The sequence below is a fragment of the Carnobacterium sp. genome (assembly GCF_045617425.1).
Classification (GTDB): domain Bacteria; phylum Bacillota; class Bacilli; order Lactobacillales; family Carnobacteriaceae; genus Carnobacterium_B.
The window spans coordinates 177,486-192,718 of record NZ_JAZLIO010000009.1 but is presented as its reverse complement, the minus strand read 5'-3'; the positions used below and the strand labels follow the sequence as shown (position 1 = coordinate 192,718).

The following is a 15,233-nucleotide window of genomic DNA, read 5'->3' as shown; positions in this document are numbered from 1 at the left end:
TAAAAAAGAGGAGAGCACTTTAAGTTATGAATACTAAAGACGTGAAAATAAAACGGAAAAACCTAAGTTGGCTTCTTGCTAAAAATAGATTGATAGATCAACTTGGTTGGAATTTTTTTCGTTATGAAAAAGATAGGCGTAAAAGAAACAGTAAAATTGCAGTAGCTGTAGCTATTGTTATGGTTTTACTTATGATTATTTCTTATTGTGGTGGGGTGGCGTACGGCTACGTTTATTTAGGAATGGTAGACCTGATTCCTAGTATTGCTATCTTTATCAGCAGCTTGCTCACTTTAACTTTTTCATTATTTAAATCAAATGGAGAATTTTTTAATTTTAGCGATTATGACCAGTTAATGTCTTTGCCAATAGCTGTAAAGACAATTATTAGCAGCCGCTTTTTGAATATGTATATTTGGAATACTTTTATTGCTTTTCTTGTTATGTTTCCAATGGGAATGACTTATTTATTGTTTGAACAGCCTGATTTCATAACTTATCTTATTTGGTTTTTCAGCATCTTTTTAGTCAGTCTGATTCCTACTATTATTGCGGCTATTTTTGGAACAGTGGTTACAGCAATTTCATCTAAATTAAAATACACAAATGCAGTAGCTACGGTCCTTTCCATTGGATTAGTAGTCGTACTCTTGATTTTTCTTATGACTGCTTCAACAACGAATTTCGGGTTTGGAGAACTCATTGATTCTCAAACAGGAACCATAAATGCTGATGCATTTTCAAGCTTAGCTCCTTTTGTTTCGGACCGATTGAACCAATTATACTTACCCACAAAATTGTTCAAGGAAGCAGTAGTGGATGGAAAATTCCTTTCTTTTCTGATCTTTGCGGTTGTTTCTATTGGTTTGTACTTCCTCTTTTTACAACTGTTATCTATAAAATACAAAAAAATCAACACAGCACTGACTTCACATAGTAGAAAGGGGAATTATAAAATTGGGTTGTTGCATCAGAAGGGAATGCTTTTGGCATTGTATAAAAAGACGCTGATGCGAATCTTAAAGTCAACAGTAGCTGCCACAAATTTATTGGTTGGTTGTGTAATGGCAATTCTATTGGCCATTAGTACATTAATTATTGGACCAGAAAAAATACTGCAGAGTCTTGATTTAGCTGAGTACTTTCCAATCTTAAAAAATGTTGCTGGTTATGTCATTGCGGCTATGGTTTCTATGACGAATACGACTACTATCTCACTTGCATTAGAAGGGAAAAACGTCTGGTTGATCAAATCATTGCCAATTTCTCCAAAGACCCTGTATGACAGTTATGTATTAACCAATCTGACGTTTACTATTCCAACATCGATTATCTGTTCACTATTGTTTAGTATCTCTTTAAAAATGAGCTTCATTGAAACAATTTTGGTAATCGTCACACCACTTAGCTTTTTATTATTTACAGCAGTAGCAGGCATTTTTATTGGAAATCGAATGGCTTATTATGACTGGCAGGATGAGACACAACTTGTTAAGCAGAGTATGATGAGTCTCATAGGAATGTTAGGCGGTATGATAATCATTGTATTTTTCGGAGTAATAGCTAATATAGGCGTTCTTCCATTAGAAATCAAAAGCATTACATTTAGTATAAATCTATTTATTTTAATCATTACAGTCCTATTGTATTTGCATGAATGCAATCGTCCAATAAAACAGTAATAATCCAAAAAGAAAGAGTCGCTCAAGAAATTTTCCTTGAGCGACTCTTTCTTAGTTTATGTTGGGCGTACAATAGTGAATTCTTCATCTAGTGTAGCGTATTGGTTACCAGCAAGCCGTGCAACGGGATTTAATTTATCTGTTAAAACATATTCTTTTTCTTGATCAAAGACTGTCTCATCAAAAAAGAAATCTGTTACTCGAATAAAAAAGAAGTCCGTTACAATATTGTCGTGCTCATCTTTAATCGGTACGTATTGATGTAAGATACCTTCAAAGCGAATTTTAGCTTCTACGATAGAAGGAACCTGTACGCTTAGACTATCAATTAACGTTAAGTTTGTTTGGTCCAACTCACTTTCGTCTGGTGAGAGTGGGGCAGATGTTTGATTCATATCCTCAACAACCGTTTGATCAACAATGTGTACAACTGCTTCTTTTCGATCAAGAATATTACGAGCGGTATCTTTACTAACGCCATCTTTTCTTAAGATAGCAACCGTTAATAAAGGTAATTCGTTGGATGCTGCACTGAAGAAGCTGAAAGGAGCAGCATTTACCACTGAACCATCTTTTGATAATGTTGTAACCCACGCGATGGGGCGTGGAATTACACTTCCGCTAACAAATTTGTACTGCTGTTTTTTGTTTAATTGTTCTGCTGTATAGTGAAACATAATTAGTCACTTCCTAAGGGTTAATTTTTAAAAATAAGGTATAGTTTACTCTTGCAGCTTAATTTTAATCTAAATACTCTTTTTGAAATACTTTGGTACTGCGAACGGTATCTATCGGCCGAACCAATTTTTCTATCTCGGTACGTTGATTCCTGAATTTTGGTGGTAAGGCCAAGGTTTCACCCAATATGTCATAATTCTCTTCATCATCGATAAAACCAGGACCATCTGTTGCGAATTCAAACAAAATACCTGGAGATACACGGGCATAAAGAGATTCAAAATAAAAACGATCAACATAACCAGAAGTCGACAACCCAAATTGGTTCATTCGTTGAATCCATTCTTCTAAAACAGCACGATTTTCTACTCGAAATGCAACATGATGCACATTCCCATAACCTTGTCGTGCATCAGGAAGCAAAGCGCTGTACTCAACAATTACTTGCGCGCCATTTCCGCCTTCGCCAACTTCAAATTGGTGATAACTGCCTTCTTTAGCTATCTCTTTAAACAGCAAGACTTTTTCCAATATTTCTTTCATAAAGTCAAAATTTTTCACACGTAAAAAGATAGGACCTAAACCAGTAATAGCAAATTCATCTGGAACTGGGCCTTTATGCCATGGAATACCAGAGGCTACACCTACATTGTTTTCATCTGAGATCAATTGATAGTGTTGATCATCAAAATCATGAAAAGCCAACACTTTGACCCCAAATTGTTCCGTAATTCCTTTATGAGCTACATTATATTTATCAAATCGTTTGACCCAATAATCTAAAGCAGCATCACTTGGCACGCGTAAAGAAGTCTTTGAAATATCATTGGTTCCTTTTGAACCTTTAGGAATACCAGGGAAATCAAAAAACGTCATATCGGTGCCTGCGCTGCCTTTATCGTCTGAAAAGAAAAGGTGATACGTTTGAATGTCATCTTGGTTCACTGTTTTTTTTACTAAGCGGACACCCAAAACGTTCGTAAAGAAGTCATAAATTTTTTCCGCGCTGCTTGTAATAGCTGTTACGTGGTGAATCCCTTTTAATCCATTCATATTAAAAATCCTCCAATTGAGCTTCGATTGCAGCTCGTTTATTCTCTAAGAAAGCGGGAAGTGCTAGAGTTGTTCCTAATGTATCAATTGTTTCATCAAGCAGAAAGCCAGGAGTTTCAGTGGCTAATTCAATTCTTAGACCGTTTGGTTCTTTTACATATAAGCTTTTAAAATAACCTCGTTCAACATATTGATCAATGGGTAGTTTCATTTGCATGGCTTTTTGATACATCTCTTCTAGCTCTCTAGATGAGTGAACGGTATAAGCAATATGATCAATCGAACCTCTTCCCATTCGAGATAAATCTGTCTTGCCGCTAGGAGTAACAGATGTGAACACTACTTGCTGATCAATTTGAACGCGGTGTCTTTGATTTGATAAAGATAGACCTAAATAATCAGTGAAAAAAGAAAGAGTTTTTTCAGGACGCTCAACTTTAAGATAAATTTCAAAAATCCCCATGATTTGATTTCCAAGTGGGACATCTGAATGCTTAGTTGCATTTTCAGATAGAATCATGTCATCAACTTCAATCAAAGAGAGTTTAAAGTGATCAGGATCTTTAAAGAATAGAGAGGATTCATTCTGATTCAACGTGGTTTCAATTGAATAATACGCTAAACGAGATTCCCAATATGCTAACGTGCCTTTAGGAATTTTTAAGGTAACAGTAGAGAAATAATTATTTTCAGGATAAGCACTGCCAACATTCTTTAATTCAAAAAAAGTCAGTAGAGTACCAGGGTTCCCTTGATAATCTCCATAAAATAAATGGCGTACAGCTGTATTTTCTTGATTGACTGTATTTTTAACAAAACGCAATCCAAGAACAGAGGTATAGAAAAAATGGTTTTCCCTAGCTGATTTAGTGAAAGCTGAGATGTGATGGATGCCATTAATCACGGAATAAAATCTCCTTTCGTCTAATAATGAATCAATGAAATGAATCTATAACATAACTATAACACAACATAAAAATACTTACAATAAATAAGTTTAATTCGAGATAAATTATATTGAAATAAAAATAAAAAACGAATCCAAATCTATTAATAGGTTTGGATTCGTTTTTTATTTAGAATTATTCAAAAGCAACACAAACACATTCGGGGGCATAAACATCTTTTTGAAGCAGAGACAATAAGCCAGTTTCAGCATCTCTTTCAAATAAAGTTAGTTTATCTGAATTTTGATGACCAACAACTACAAATTGCTCAGAAGGATCTAATGCGAAATCACGTGGAGTATCTCCTTCAGATGAGATTAACTGGATACGTTCAATGGCATCTCCCATTTCATTTATTGCGTATACTGCAATTGAGTTGTGGCCACGATTAGAAGAGTACAAGAAACGACCGTCTTCAGTAATGCGCACAGCTGATCCGCTATTGAAAGTAGTATGTGTGTCGGGAATAGAGGAAACAGTTTGAACAGTTTCAAATGAACCATCAGCAGCATTGTAAGCTAGTACAATGATTTCACTCGTTAATTCTCCGACAAGGTAAGCGAATTTACCATTAGGGTGAAAAACTAAGTGGCGAGGACCTGTACCAGGCTTAGCCGTATAAGTAGATGCTAGATCTAATTTTCCGTCTTCAGAAACCTTATAAGTATAAATTTTGTCTGTTCCTAAATCACAAGCTACAACATAATTACGATCTGGGGTAAGATTCAAGTAATGTGCATGAGCTTTTTCTTGGTTTTCGTGAACGCTGGATCCTTCATGTTGTTTAACATCTGTTAAGGTTAAAGCGCCTTTATTATCCGTTTTGTAAACAGAAACAAAGCCATCATGATAGCTAGTTGTATAAACTAATGAGCGATCGGCATCGTAAGCCACGTAACATGGTGGAGCAGCATTTTCTTCAATTAATTCACTTGTCTTTTCAAAAAAAGTTGCTGTATTTTCATAAGATGTTGCTGGTTTTTTCTTAAACGCAGCAAGCCCGCCACCAGTAGCCGTTTTACTAACAGAATAAATAATGTCTTTTCCATTTGATAAAGCTAAATAAGTAGGATTGCCTACTTTGGCTAAAAGTTTTGCTTCTTCTAATTGTTTTGTCTGAGTGTTTAAGATGATTTCATAAATGCCTTCACTGTTTCCTTTAGTATAGGTTCCTAAATAAATGGTTTCTTTCATTAATAAAGCCTCCTTGGTTTTATGTAACAGGTTTCAATTTCAAGTATAGCACTTGCGGATTGAAGAATTAAAGCAAAAAGACACTTTTTAGAAAAAAAGTGTCTTTTTGCTTTAATTGGAATCATTTCATTAATGAAGAAAATCTACAATCGTTTCATAGATTCGCTGGTTTGATTGAGTATCATGATAGTAAAGCAGAGCATCTGCTTTTTGTTGGTTTTTACGAGAAACCTGAAATCGATTCATACCGATTTGTTCCAACAAATGAATCAAACTTTCCTCAGAAGTTGTAATTTCACCCGGCAGCTCATTTAAATAAGTATGGGTCGAATTAAATGGCACTTCAGAAGCCAATGTTTTAATATCTGGTTGATAAAATAAAACAGGTTTTAGTAGGAAACTAAAATCAAAAGCAATAGGATCCGCATCCGTGATCAAAAGACTGCTTTCTTTAATCAATCGTTGGACGTCTTCTTGACTTTGAAGCAAGACAGTACAATTACAGTCAGTAAAGGCTGCTACATAATGAAGCATCGAAGTAGGAAGAGCTGTTACAACCTCTAGTTGGTACTGTTGAACAAAGTCTGAAAATGTAGGGTTTTTTAATAGTGAAATAAAGGATAAAGCCATATGTTCAATGACATCCGATTGGTAGTATAAACCAGAATCGTGATTCATCGGAAAAATAAGCAGCTGACATTTATTTTGTGAAAGAGACTCATCTTCTAGTAGCTCATCAAAACGGGGTAAACCAGTAATGGAAACTTTATCTTCAGGGAAGTTTAAAGTTTCGATTGCAAGGCGTTTCTCCGTTTTTGAACTGACAAAAAATAAATCTGCTTTGAATCGCTTAGCATTGTATTCTAAACTAGCTTTACTATCTTGCAATCCAAGGACATTTTTCTGCAAAACAACTTTCTTAGCGCTCAATTCATCTAGCCATAAAGGATTACGTGTTGGCAAGATAGCATAAGGTTCTTCAGTTGTCACCAGTAATTGTGCCATTAATAACGTCCAAATGTATTTTTTCGATTTATAAATTAAGAGGTGATCTTCTCCTAAAGCTTCAGCTTTAGCGTAATCAGGCGAAGTTTTATCAATGACATAATAAACTTCTTTTTCTGGATGCTGTTGTCTCATATAACGATAAAAAGCCCAACCATTATTTTTAGCTTCCATAGGAGTTTCACCGATGATCCAAATACCCCGATTACTATAAAAAGGCCGTAGAACAGGCGCAAAGGGGAGGAGTTCTTTCATATATTCGGCAGTTTCGTTTTCAAAATTTGTAACAGAAAGAATAAAGTTATTTGATTGTCCAGTAAAATTAGGAGCTAAAAACTTAGTGTTTTTTCCATAAGAATAAGAAAAACTAGTGTAATTTTTCTTAGCATTTGCATCACTGGGATTAGAGACACGAATAATAGTTGGATCAAAAAATCCATTTAAATACAATTCGAAGTATAAATCAAAATCTTCGTCATTTGTATTGCTGATAAAAAAATCGCGTGCACATTCTTCTAAATCTATATTAATTTGATAATCATAATAATGGAGATGTGTTCCATCTGTTGAATCCGTAAGCTGATGATCCGAATGGATAATTTGGCGATGGCCGAATTTTCTTCCCACCATCACAGTATCGACACGATTAATAGGAATCGCTTTTGTTACGATTGTACCTGTTAATGCTAGTGTGTTTTTTTTCAATTGAACAGTATCTATTTTTGAATCTTGGACATAGCGTACACTGCGTACTGGAATATTGATAGTGAAACAAAATCCTTGCGTTTTACGACTAAAATAAGGATAAAGATGATGACCGCTATCCTGTACTTCGGTCAACCCATAAGATTCATAATGAGCAAAACGATTCAGAGATAAAGGTTCATCTTTTTCGATTTTATGACCGTCTATTAAATAATGAACAGTATAATAAAATTCAAAATGTTCTTTTGGATCCTTGGGAACGTATTTTTTAATAAAAGAGCGTATATCAACTGAGAAAGAGTATAATCCATTAGTATGATCTGCTTTAAAAGAATATTTTTTCCCGGTTTCTCTATGTAAAATGAAAAATTCTTTGAATTCCGTTGAAATATCTTTTGTTAAAGTGACAGTGATAATTAAGTCATCATCTTGTTTTGCAATACTAAATGATGGATGACGAAGCTCTTTAATTATTTTTTCAGTTTGTTCTATTTTTAAGTGTTGCTCATTAGTAGTAGAATTCATAAAATCCACCTCCATTTTTGGATAGTCTAGTTTAATTTATAATACCAGTCTCGCCAACAGGTAGCAATCACTATAAGTATTTTTAAAAGAATGAGTTACTTTTGTTTATTGGGAAGGTTACCATTTAGTAACCTTTAGAAGAAAGAATATGGTAAAATAAATAGGAATAGAAGAATATGAAAATGAGAAAGGAATGGATAATATGTTAATTGGAACAATAACTGCAATCGGAGAAAATGCTATTAGCAAAAAAGATCCAATGATAATTTTATTTGGAGAGCAAGCTACTGAGGAGATTCGTACTGTAGCCATTATTCAATCTTTTGAAAAAGATAAAGAAACAGTGAAATTACAATCAGGGGATACGATTTCTTTTGATGAAAAAACATATACCATTGAAACAGTTGGAAGTTTAGCAAATGAAAATTTAAATACGATTGGACATATTACCCTTTCGTTTTCAGAAGTTCCAAAGGATGATCGAATCGAAAGCGGTATTTATTTATCGCCGCATGAATTGCCTGAAGTATCTGTGGGTACTAAAATAAGTTACAACAATTAGGTTTATAAGTGTATAGGAACAGATGAGAGGTGAAGATATGGGCGAAGAAAAAATAAAAAGTAAAACCAGTGAGAAAGCAACATGGTTTTGGAAATGGTTTTTAAATAATAAAGTCGTTTCAATTTTATTGATTTCCCTTTTGGTTTTTTTAAATCTATTAGTATTTCCAAAAGTTGAGTATGTGTTTTCACCAATTAGAGATTTTTTGAGTATTATTGGGTTACCGGTTATTTTAGCAGGAGTATTATATTATTTAGTCAACCCTTTGGTAGATTGGATGGAACGAAAAAAAATTCCTCGTTTGTTAGGTATAACTTGGATATTTATTGTTATAGGAGCTTTAATTGTTTGGGGAATTACAACATTGATTCCAATTATTCAGGAACAGACCATTAGTATCATTGAAAATTGGCCAATTTATTGGAATAATATTGTTTCTCAAATAGATAGTTGGTTAAGAAGTGATGTGTTGTCTGAATTTCAAACAAGATTATCTGATTTCAATACAAATATAATGTCCAATGTCTCTGAACAAGCAGATGGGGTTGTAAATTCAACTTTTGCCAGTATTGGAAGCGTAGTAGGTGCAGTGACAAATATCGTCATTGCAATTATCACAATGCCTTTTATCTTGTTTTATTTACTGAAAGATGGAAAAAATCTCCCTTATCACGTGATGAAAATCATTCCTTCAAAAATGAGAGTTAGTACGTATCAATTGTTATCCGAAATCAATATGCAAATTAGTCAGTATATACGTGGTCAATTAATGGTAGCTTTTTTTGTGGGGTTAATGTTTTGGATAGGATTTGCTATTATTGGATTGGAATATGCTATAACCTTAGGCGTACTGGCTGGATTCTTAAATTTGGTCCCTTACCTAGGTTCATTTTTAGCAACTGTTCCCGCTATTGTAATTGCTTTAGTAGACTCACCAAGTATGTTGATTAAGGTATTGATTGTATTTGCAATTGAACAAACAATCGAAGGAAGAGTGATCCAACCGCAAATATTAGGGAATAACTTAGAAGTTCATCCCCTTACGATCATCGTCGTCTTGCTTTCTGCTGGGAAAATTTTTGGTGTTCCTGGTGTAATTTTAGGTATTCCTGGGTATGCTGTTTTAAAAGTTATTGTTGTTCATTTCTTTAGATGGTATAAAGACTACACTGGTTTATATGACAATGATGAAAATCCGGCCCCACTACCAGTTGTAGTGGTAAAGAGGAAATCAAAAAAAGACTAATGGTGATAAAAATATAAGTATAGATAAAAACAGACTGGAAAAAGCTGCTACAGCTAATTTTTCCAGTCTGTTTTTTTGAAGTTAAATCAACTAGCTAAAATGTTTTACCTAATGCAGTTGCTTTTTCAATTCCTTCAGCTATAATATCTGCTGCTTTGTCAGGCGAATAGTCCATACCTTCAACAAATAATTCTTGAAAATCGCTAACACCGATATAATTTAAAATAGTTTTTAAATATTGATTGGCAGGGTCTTTTCCACCGTAAACACCACCATTTGCTTGAATATGTAAAACTTTTTTATCTCCAGCAAGCCCAATTGCTTCGCCTTTTTCATTGTATTTAAAGGTTTTTCCAGCGACCGTAATCGTATCGACCCATGCTTTCAAACGAGCGGGAACATTTAGGTTCCATAGAGGATTTGCGATAACAATTTTATCTGCTTGTAAAAAATCGTCTGTATATCCATTAAATAAAGTGATTTTTTGTTGTTTAGCTTCAGATAATTCATCAAAAGCAGTACCAGTACCCAATTCTGACCAAGCTTGTAATAAATTACGGTCGATATCTGGAACAGCTAAATCATATAAATTAATGTCTTCTATTGTATCTTCAGGATGACTTTCAGTATATGATTTTACGAAAGCATCAGTCACTTGCATCGAACGAGAAAGCTCGCTATCTAGTGGGTGTGCACGAACAACTAATAAATGTGTCATAAATAAAATCCTTCTTTCAGTTTTTATTTTTGAGAGCCTTTTCTTACTTGTCTCTTTAGTAGTTTACTAAAGTTAACTTCAAACAACAAGAGTCAATGGTTATGAGGAAAGGATAGTTAGTTGAAAAAGAATAAGTTGTTACCTATAATAGGAAACATAATTTTGATGTGTTTCTAATCAGATAGAAATAAAGAGTAAGCTCTAGACTAGCTGCACTTATTAGACGATAGAATAGCTTAATATCAAAACAGAGCTCAAGGAGGAAAAAATGTTTAATTTATTGAAAAAGTTGAATTACTGGGCTGTTTTTTGGGCTGTTATCTTTATGGTCATTCAAGTTGTTGGAGACTTGTATCTTCCAACCTTAACAGCGGATATTATTGATAATGGAGTAGCAAAGGGAGATGTAAATTATATTATTTCAGTCGGTATAAAAATGTTAGGGTTTTCATTTGTTAGTATACTTGCCGCAATTGCCAATGTTTATTTGGCTGCGCAACAATCTCAACAATTAGGAAGAAACTTACGAAAGGAAATTTACCGAAAAGTTTCTTATTTTAGTAATGATGAAATCGATAAAATAGGAACGTCTTCGCTAATTACTAGAACGACAAATGATGTAGAACAAATTCAATTGGTTACAATGATCATGCTGAGGATGATGATCATGGCACCTATTATGCTTTTCGGAGCAGGGATATTGGCTTATAGTCGTGAACCAAAATTGGCTCAAGTCTTTATCTATGTCATTCCAGTATTAGCAATTTTTATAGCAGTAATTTTAACTTTTGCAGTGCCTTATTTCAGATCATTGCAAAAGAAAACAGATCGCTTAAATCTGGTATTTCGTGAAGGACTTACAGGGATTAGTGTTATTCGTGCGTTCAATCGAAATGAATCAGAAATGAAACGTTTTGACGAAGCCAATAAAGACTTTGCTGAGACATCTATTAAGGCACAAACGATTATAAGCTTTATGATGCCTGTTATGATTTTAATTGTTAGTGCAACTAATATAGCCATTATTTGGTTTGGTGGAGAGTACGTCAGTGTTGGAGATATGGAAGTTGGAAATTTAGTGACTTTTCTGACGTATGCCATGCAAATTTTGATAAGCGTTATGATGTTATCAATGGTTTTTGTATTCATTCCACGGGGACAAGTTTCTGCAGCGCGTATCAATGACGTTTTAGCTATGGAAAGCACCATTAAAGATCCTGAACATCCAGTTGCTATTCAAAAGCAAGATGTCGGTTCGCTTTCCTTCGAAGATGTAAATTATCGTTATCTGGGAGCAGAAAAACTAGCTTTAGAAGACATTAGTTTTGAAGGCAGAAAAGGTGAAGTAGTTGCAATTGTTGGGGGAACAGGTTCTGGTAAAACAACTATTGCAAACTTACTTACACGCTTTTATGATGTTGAATCGGGAAGGATCACCATTAATGGGGTTGATATACGCAAGATGAAGCAGTCAGAATTGCGCAGTTTTACAGGATATGCTCCACAAAAGGCTTTACTATTCACAGGAACGATTCGTGAAAATTTGCAATATGGAAAACCAGATGCAACAGATGAAGAAATGTGGCATGCATTAGAAATTGCACAAGCAGCTGATTTTGTTTCTGAACTGCCAAAAGACTTAGATTCATTAGTAGAACAAGGTGGTGGGAATTTTTCAGGTGGACAAAGGCAACGATTAAATATTGCTAGAGCAATCGTTTCTAAGGCAGATATCATGATTTTTGACGATTCTTTTTCAGCCCTAGATTTTAAAACAGAAGTAAAATTGAGAAAAGCTTTAATCCCAGAAACCAGAAGTTCAGTAGTTTTGATTATTGCCCAAAGAATCAGTTCGGTTATTCAAGCAGATACCATCGTTGTTTTAGAAGAAGGAAAAATGGTTGCTAAAGGAACACATGAAGAATTAAAAAATACCAATGAGACTTATCAAGAGATAATGAAATCTCAGATGAAAGAGGAGGAGATGTAATGAGTCGAAATAGTCCCGCTCAAACTAAACCTCTTCGTGAAAATAAACCAAAAAATTTTTGGAAGACGATAAAAAGACTGCTTGGTTATATGTCTAAACGGTTAGCTGCGTTAATAGGTGTATTCATTTTAGCTATTATAGCGATTGTATTGCAGGCTCAAACACCAAAAATTTTAGGTGAAGCGACAACTGAAATATTTAAAGGTGTGATGGAAGGGATGCAGTCACAAAAAGCTGGAGAAATAGTTGAGGTTTTGCCAATAGATTTTAAGTCCATTGCTACAATCTTGGTAACTGTGGCAATACTTTATCTTTTTTCTGCAATCTTTACTTACTTTCAACAATTTACAATGACTCGTGTAGCTCAAAGAACCGTTTACGACTTACGAAAAGATTTAAAAGATAAAATGAACCGAGTTCCGATGGATTATTATGATACCCATTCAAATGGCGACATAATGTCTCGTGCAGTAAACGATATGGACCAAATTGCCAATACTCTACAGCAAACATTGACTCAGTTTGTCAACAGTATAGTTACTTTTTTTGCAGTGATCTACATGATGTTTACTATCAGTGGAACCTTAACACTTGTTACTTTGATCACTGTTCCAATAAGCGTGGTTACCATCAGTTTGATCGCCCCAAGGTCACAAAAATTATTTGCAGTGCAGCAAAGAAGTTTGGGAATATTGAATAATCAAGTGGAAGAAACGTATGCAGGGCATGTTGTAGTAAAAACTTACAATCAAGAAGAAGCAGAAATGATAAAATTTGAAGAAAAAAATGATCAACTCTACCAAGCTTCGCGAAAAGCGCAGTTTCTATCTGGAATGATCATGCCGTTAATGGCCTTTATTCGCAATTTAGGGTATTTGGCTGTTGCTGTAGTTGGTGGTATCTTTGTTGCAAATGGAACAGTAACGTTAGGAAATGTACAAGCGATGTTGCAATATTCAAATCAATTGAACCAGCCTATTCGCGAAATGGCAAATCTTATCAATATGATTCAAGCAACAGTGGCTTCAGCGGAGCGTGTTTTTGAGGTGCTAGATGAAGAAGAAATGACCAATGAGTCTTCTTCTATTCCACCTGTAGAGAACTCCACTTACAAGGTTCAATTTGAGCATGTTCAATTTGGTTATGGCGGAAAAGATGAACCTTTATTAATGAAAGATTTTAATTTAAACGTGGAAGCAGGGCAAATGGTTGCTATTGTAGGACCAACTGGTGCAGGAAAATCGACTTTGATTAACTTGTTGGAACGCTTTTACGATGTGAGCGGCGGAAGCATTAAGCTTGATGGTGTGGATATTAGAGATCTCTCCAGAGAAGAAGTGCGGTCACGTTTTGCTATGGTTCTACAAGACACTTGGTTGTTTAATGGTTCTATTATTGACAATATTCGTTATGGAAGTGCATTATACGGTCAAGATGATGAACGGGTTTATAATGCTGCAAAAGCGGCTCATGTAGATGATTTTGTACGTAAACTGCCTCATGGATACGAAACTTTGCTGAATGAAGAAGCCAGTAATATCTCGTCAGGTCAAAGGCAATTGATAACTATTGCGCGTGCTTTTTTAGTGGATCCAGAAATTCTAATTTTAGATGAAGCCACTTCTAGTGTGGATACAAGAACAGAAGTGTTGATTCAAAAAGCAATGAGGAAACTACTAAAAAATAGAACTAGCTTTGTAGTGGCTCATCGACTTTCTACTATTCGTGATGCCGATAATATTATTGTAATGAACCATGGCGATGTTATTGAAACGGGCACACATGATGAATTGATGGCCAAAAACGGATTTTATGCTGATTTATACAACAGTCAATTTGTTCAACAAGTTTCACAATAAACAAGTTTAAACCGTCGTTGTGTTTCTTTTTTATAAATTCTGCTAAACTAGCCCTATACGTTAGGAAGAAAAGGAGTTTAAATAATGGCACACATTAAAAAAATTGTTACTGGAATGATTGGAGAAAATTGTTATATTATCTATCAAGAAGGAAAGGCATTGATTGTTGATCCTGGAGATGAATTTGTAAAGATAAAAAAAGTTTTAGATGAACTAAAAGTGGCACCTGTTGCTATTTTATTGACACATACCCATTATGATCATATCGGTGCTTTGGAAGAAGTTAGAAAAACTTATGCTATTTCTGTTTATGTTAGTGATTTGGAGCAGGGATGGCTTGGCAATCCAATATTAAATCTTTCGATTCACTCAGGACATCCCATTACAGCAGAACCTGCTGAAAATGAATTTGAATTAATGAAAACATATGATATTGAAGGTTTTCAATTTAAAGTTGTTCCAACTCCAGGTCATTCACCGGGTGGGCTCAGTTTTATTTTTTCTGACTTTGTAGTTTCTGGTGATGCATTATTCAAAGGGAGTATTGGTAGAACTGATTTGACTGGCAGTGATTCTGAAGCCTTATTAAAAGGTATTCAAGAGCAGTTGTTTTGTTTATCAGATGATATGCGTGTTTACCCAGGACACGGTGAGGAAACAACAATTGGCTATGAAAAAAGAACGAATCCTTTTTTTAAAGAAGATTAATTTTGTGAAAGCTGGGACGGTCTCGTCTCAGCTTTTTATGGTGCAAAAAAAACCACATTAGCGGGGAACGCTAATGTGGAAAGGGTAAGGTTTCTTTTTACTTTGGAGGAGTAAAAAAGAAAATATGAAAAAGTTGGTTTGTTGTTTTGGTATATACATAGTATAGTACGCAATTATGAAAAAAGTGTGACGAAAAAATAGAAATTAAGTGAAAATCTCCTTTTAATGGTTAATTGTCAGACTAAAAGAGATGTAGCACGTTTCAGTAAAAATAAGATTGTGGAAAAGACTTGTAAATAAAATAATTTCTAGTATACTTATTAAAAGTAAGTGATTTACAAGTAAATAGAAAAAGAAAGAG

12 protein-coding genes are annotated in these 15,233 nt (G+C 34.5%); 6 read left to right on the top strand and 6 right to left on the bottom strand.

Annotated elements, in window-relative coordinates:
- Positions 1 to 26 precede the first annotated feature (26 nt).
- Positions 27 to 1,682, top strand: coding sequence for a hypothetical protein (locus tag ACKI3H_RS04195; RefSeq protein WP_407371026.1), 1,656 nt, complete (start codon positions 27 to 29; stop codon positions 1,680 to 1,682).
- Between the two features lie 56 nt (positions 1,683 to 1,738).
- Here the strand turns inward: ACKI3H_RS04195 and ACKI3H_RS04190 are convergent, their stop codons facing one another.
- From ACKI3H_RS04190 to ACKI3H_RS04170, 5 genes are all read right to left on the bottom strand, one after another.
- Complete coding sequence (locus tag ACKI3H_RS04190) at positions 1,739 to 2,359, bottom strand: flavin reductase family protein (RefSeq protein WP_407371025.1); 621 nt, start codon at positions 2,357 to 2,359, stop codon at positions 1,739 to 1,741.
- 64 nt (positions 2,360 to 2,423) lie between these two features.
- The gene (locus ACKI3H_RS04185) at positions 2,424 to 3,413 is read right to left on the bottom strand and encodes a ring-cleaving dioxygenase (protein WP_407371024.1); all 990 of its coding nucleotides are present in this window, start codon (positions 3,411 to 3,413) and stop codon (positions 2,424 to 2,426) included.
- A 1-nt stretch (position 3,414) separates the two neighbouring features.
- Positions 3,415 to 4,317, bottom strand: a complete 903-nt coding sequence (locus ACKI3H_RS04180; RefSeq protein WP_407371023.1) for a VOC family protein — start codon at positions 4,315 to 4,317, stop codon at positions 3,415 to 3,417.
- 178 nt (positions 4,318 to 4,495) lie between these two features.
- Positions 4,496 to 5,554 carry a lactonase family protein gene (locus tag ACKI3H_RS04175; protein ID WP_407371022.1) on the bottom strand — a complete coding sequence of 353 codons (1,059 nt, stop codon included), beginning with the start codon at positions 5,552 to 5,554 and terminating at the stop codon, positions 4,496 to 4,498.
- A 129-nt stretch (positions 5,555 to 5,683) separates the two neighbouring features.
- Positions 5,684 to 7,789, bottom strand: coding sequence for a CDP-glycerol glycerophosphotransferase family protein (locus ACKI3H_RS04170; RefSeq protein WP_407371021.1), 2,106 nt, complete (start codon positions 7,787 to 7,789; stop codon positions 5,684 to 5,686).
- A 202-nt stretch (positions 7,790 to 7,991) separates the two neighbouring features.
- Here ACKI3H_RS04170 and ACKI3H_RS04165 point away from each other — a divergent pair, with 202 nt between their 5' ends.
- Together ACKI3H_RS04165 and ACKI3H_RS04160 are read left to right on the top strand one after the other, a co-directional pair.
- The gene (locus ACKI3H_RS04165; RefSeq protein WP_407371376.1) at positions 7,992 to 8,351 is read left to right on the top strand and encodes a PTS glucitol/sorbitol transporter subunit IIA; all 360 of its coding nucleotides are present in this window, start codon (positions 7,992 to 7,994) and stop codon (positions 8,349 to 8,351) included.
- 37 nt (positions 8,352 to 8,388) lie between these two features.
- Complete coding sequence (locus ACKI3H_RS04160) at positions 8,389 to 9,597, top strand: AI-2E family transporter (protein ID WP_407371020.1); 1,209 nt, start codon at positions 8,389 to 8,391, stop codon at positions 9,595 to 9,597.
- 94 nt (positions 9,598 to 9,691) lie between these two features.
- On the opposite strand, the gene ACKI3H_RS04155 is transcribed toward ACKI3H_RS04160, so the two are convergent.
- Positions 9,692 to 10,315 carry an FMN-dependent NADH-azoreductase gene (locus ACKI3H_RS04155; RefSeq protein WP_407371019.1) on the bottom strand — a complete coding sequence of 208 codons (624 nt, stop codon included), beginning with the start codon at positions 10,313 to 10,315 and terminating at the stop codon, positions 9,692 to 9,694.
- 268 nt (positions 10,316 to 10,583) lie between these two features.
- Between ACKI3H_RS04155 and ACKI3H_RS04150 the strand changes: the two genes are divergently transcribed.
- The 3 genes from ACKI3H_RS04150 (at position 10,584) to ACKI3H_RS04140 (ending at position 14,872) form a co-directional block, all read left to right on the top strand.
- A complete protein-coding gene (locus tag ACKI3H_RS04150; protein ID WP_407371018.1) occupies positions 10,584 to 12,305 on the top strand; it encodes an ABC transporter ATP-binding protein in 1,722 nt (573 codons plus the stop codon).
- Positions 12,305 to 14,164 (top strand): ABC transporter ATP-binding protein, encoded by a 1,860-nt coding sequence (locus tag ACKI3H_RS04145; RefSeq protein WP_407371017.1) that lies wholly within the window; start codon positions 12,305 to 12,307, stop codon positions 14,162 to 14,164. The genes ACKI3H_RS04150 and ACKI3H_RS04145 overlap by 1 nt, the downstream gene beginning before the upstream one ends.
- 84 nt (positions 14,165 to 14,248) lie before the next feature.
- Entirely contained in the window at positions 14,249 to 14,872 is a 624-nt protein-coding gene (locus ACKI3H_RS04140; protein ID WP_407371016.1) for an MBL fold metallo-hydrolase, read from the top strand.
- The last annotated feature ends 361 nt before the right edge of the window (positions 14,873 to 15,233 follow it).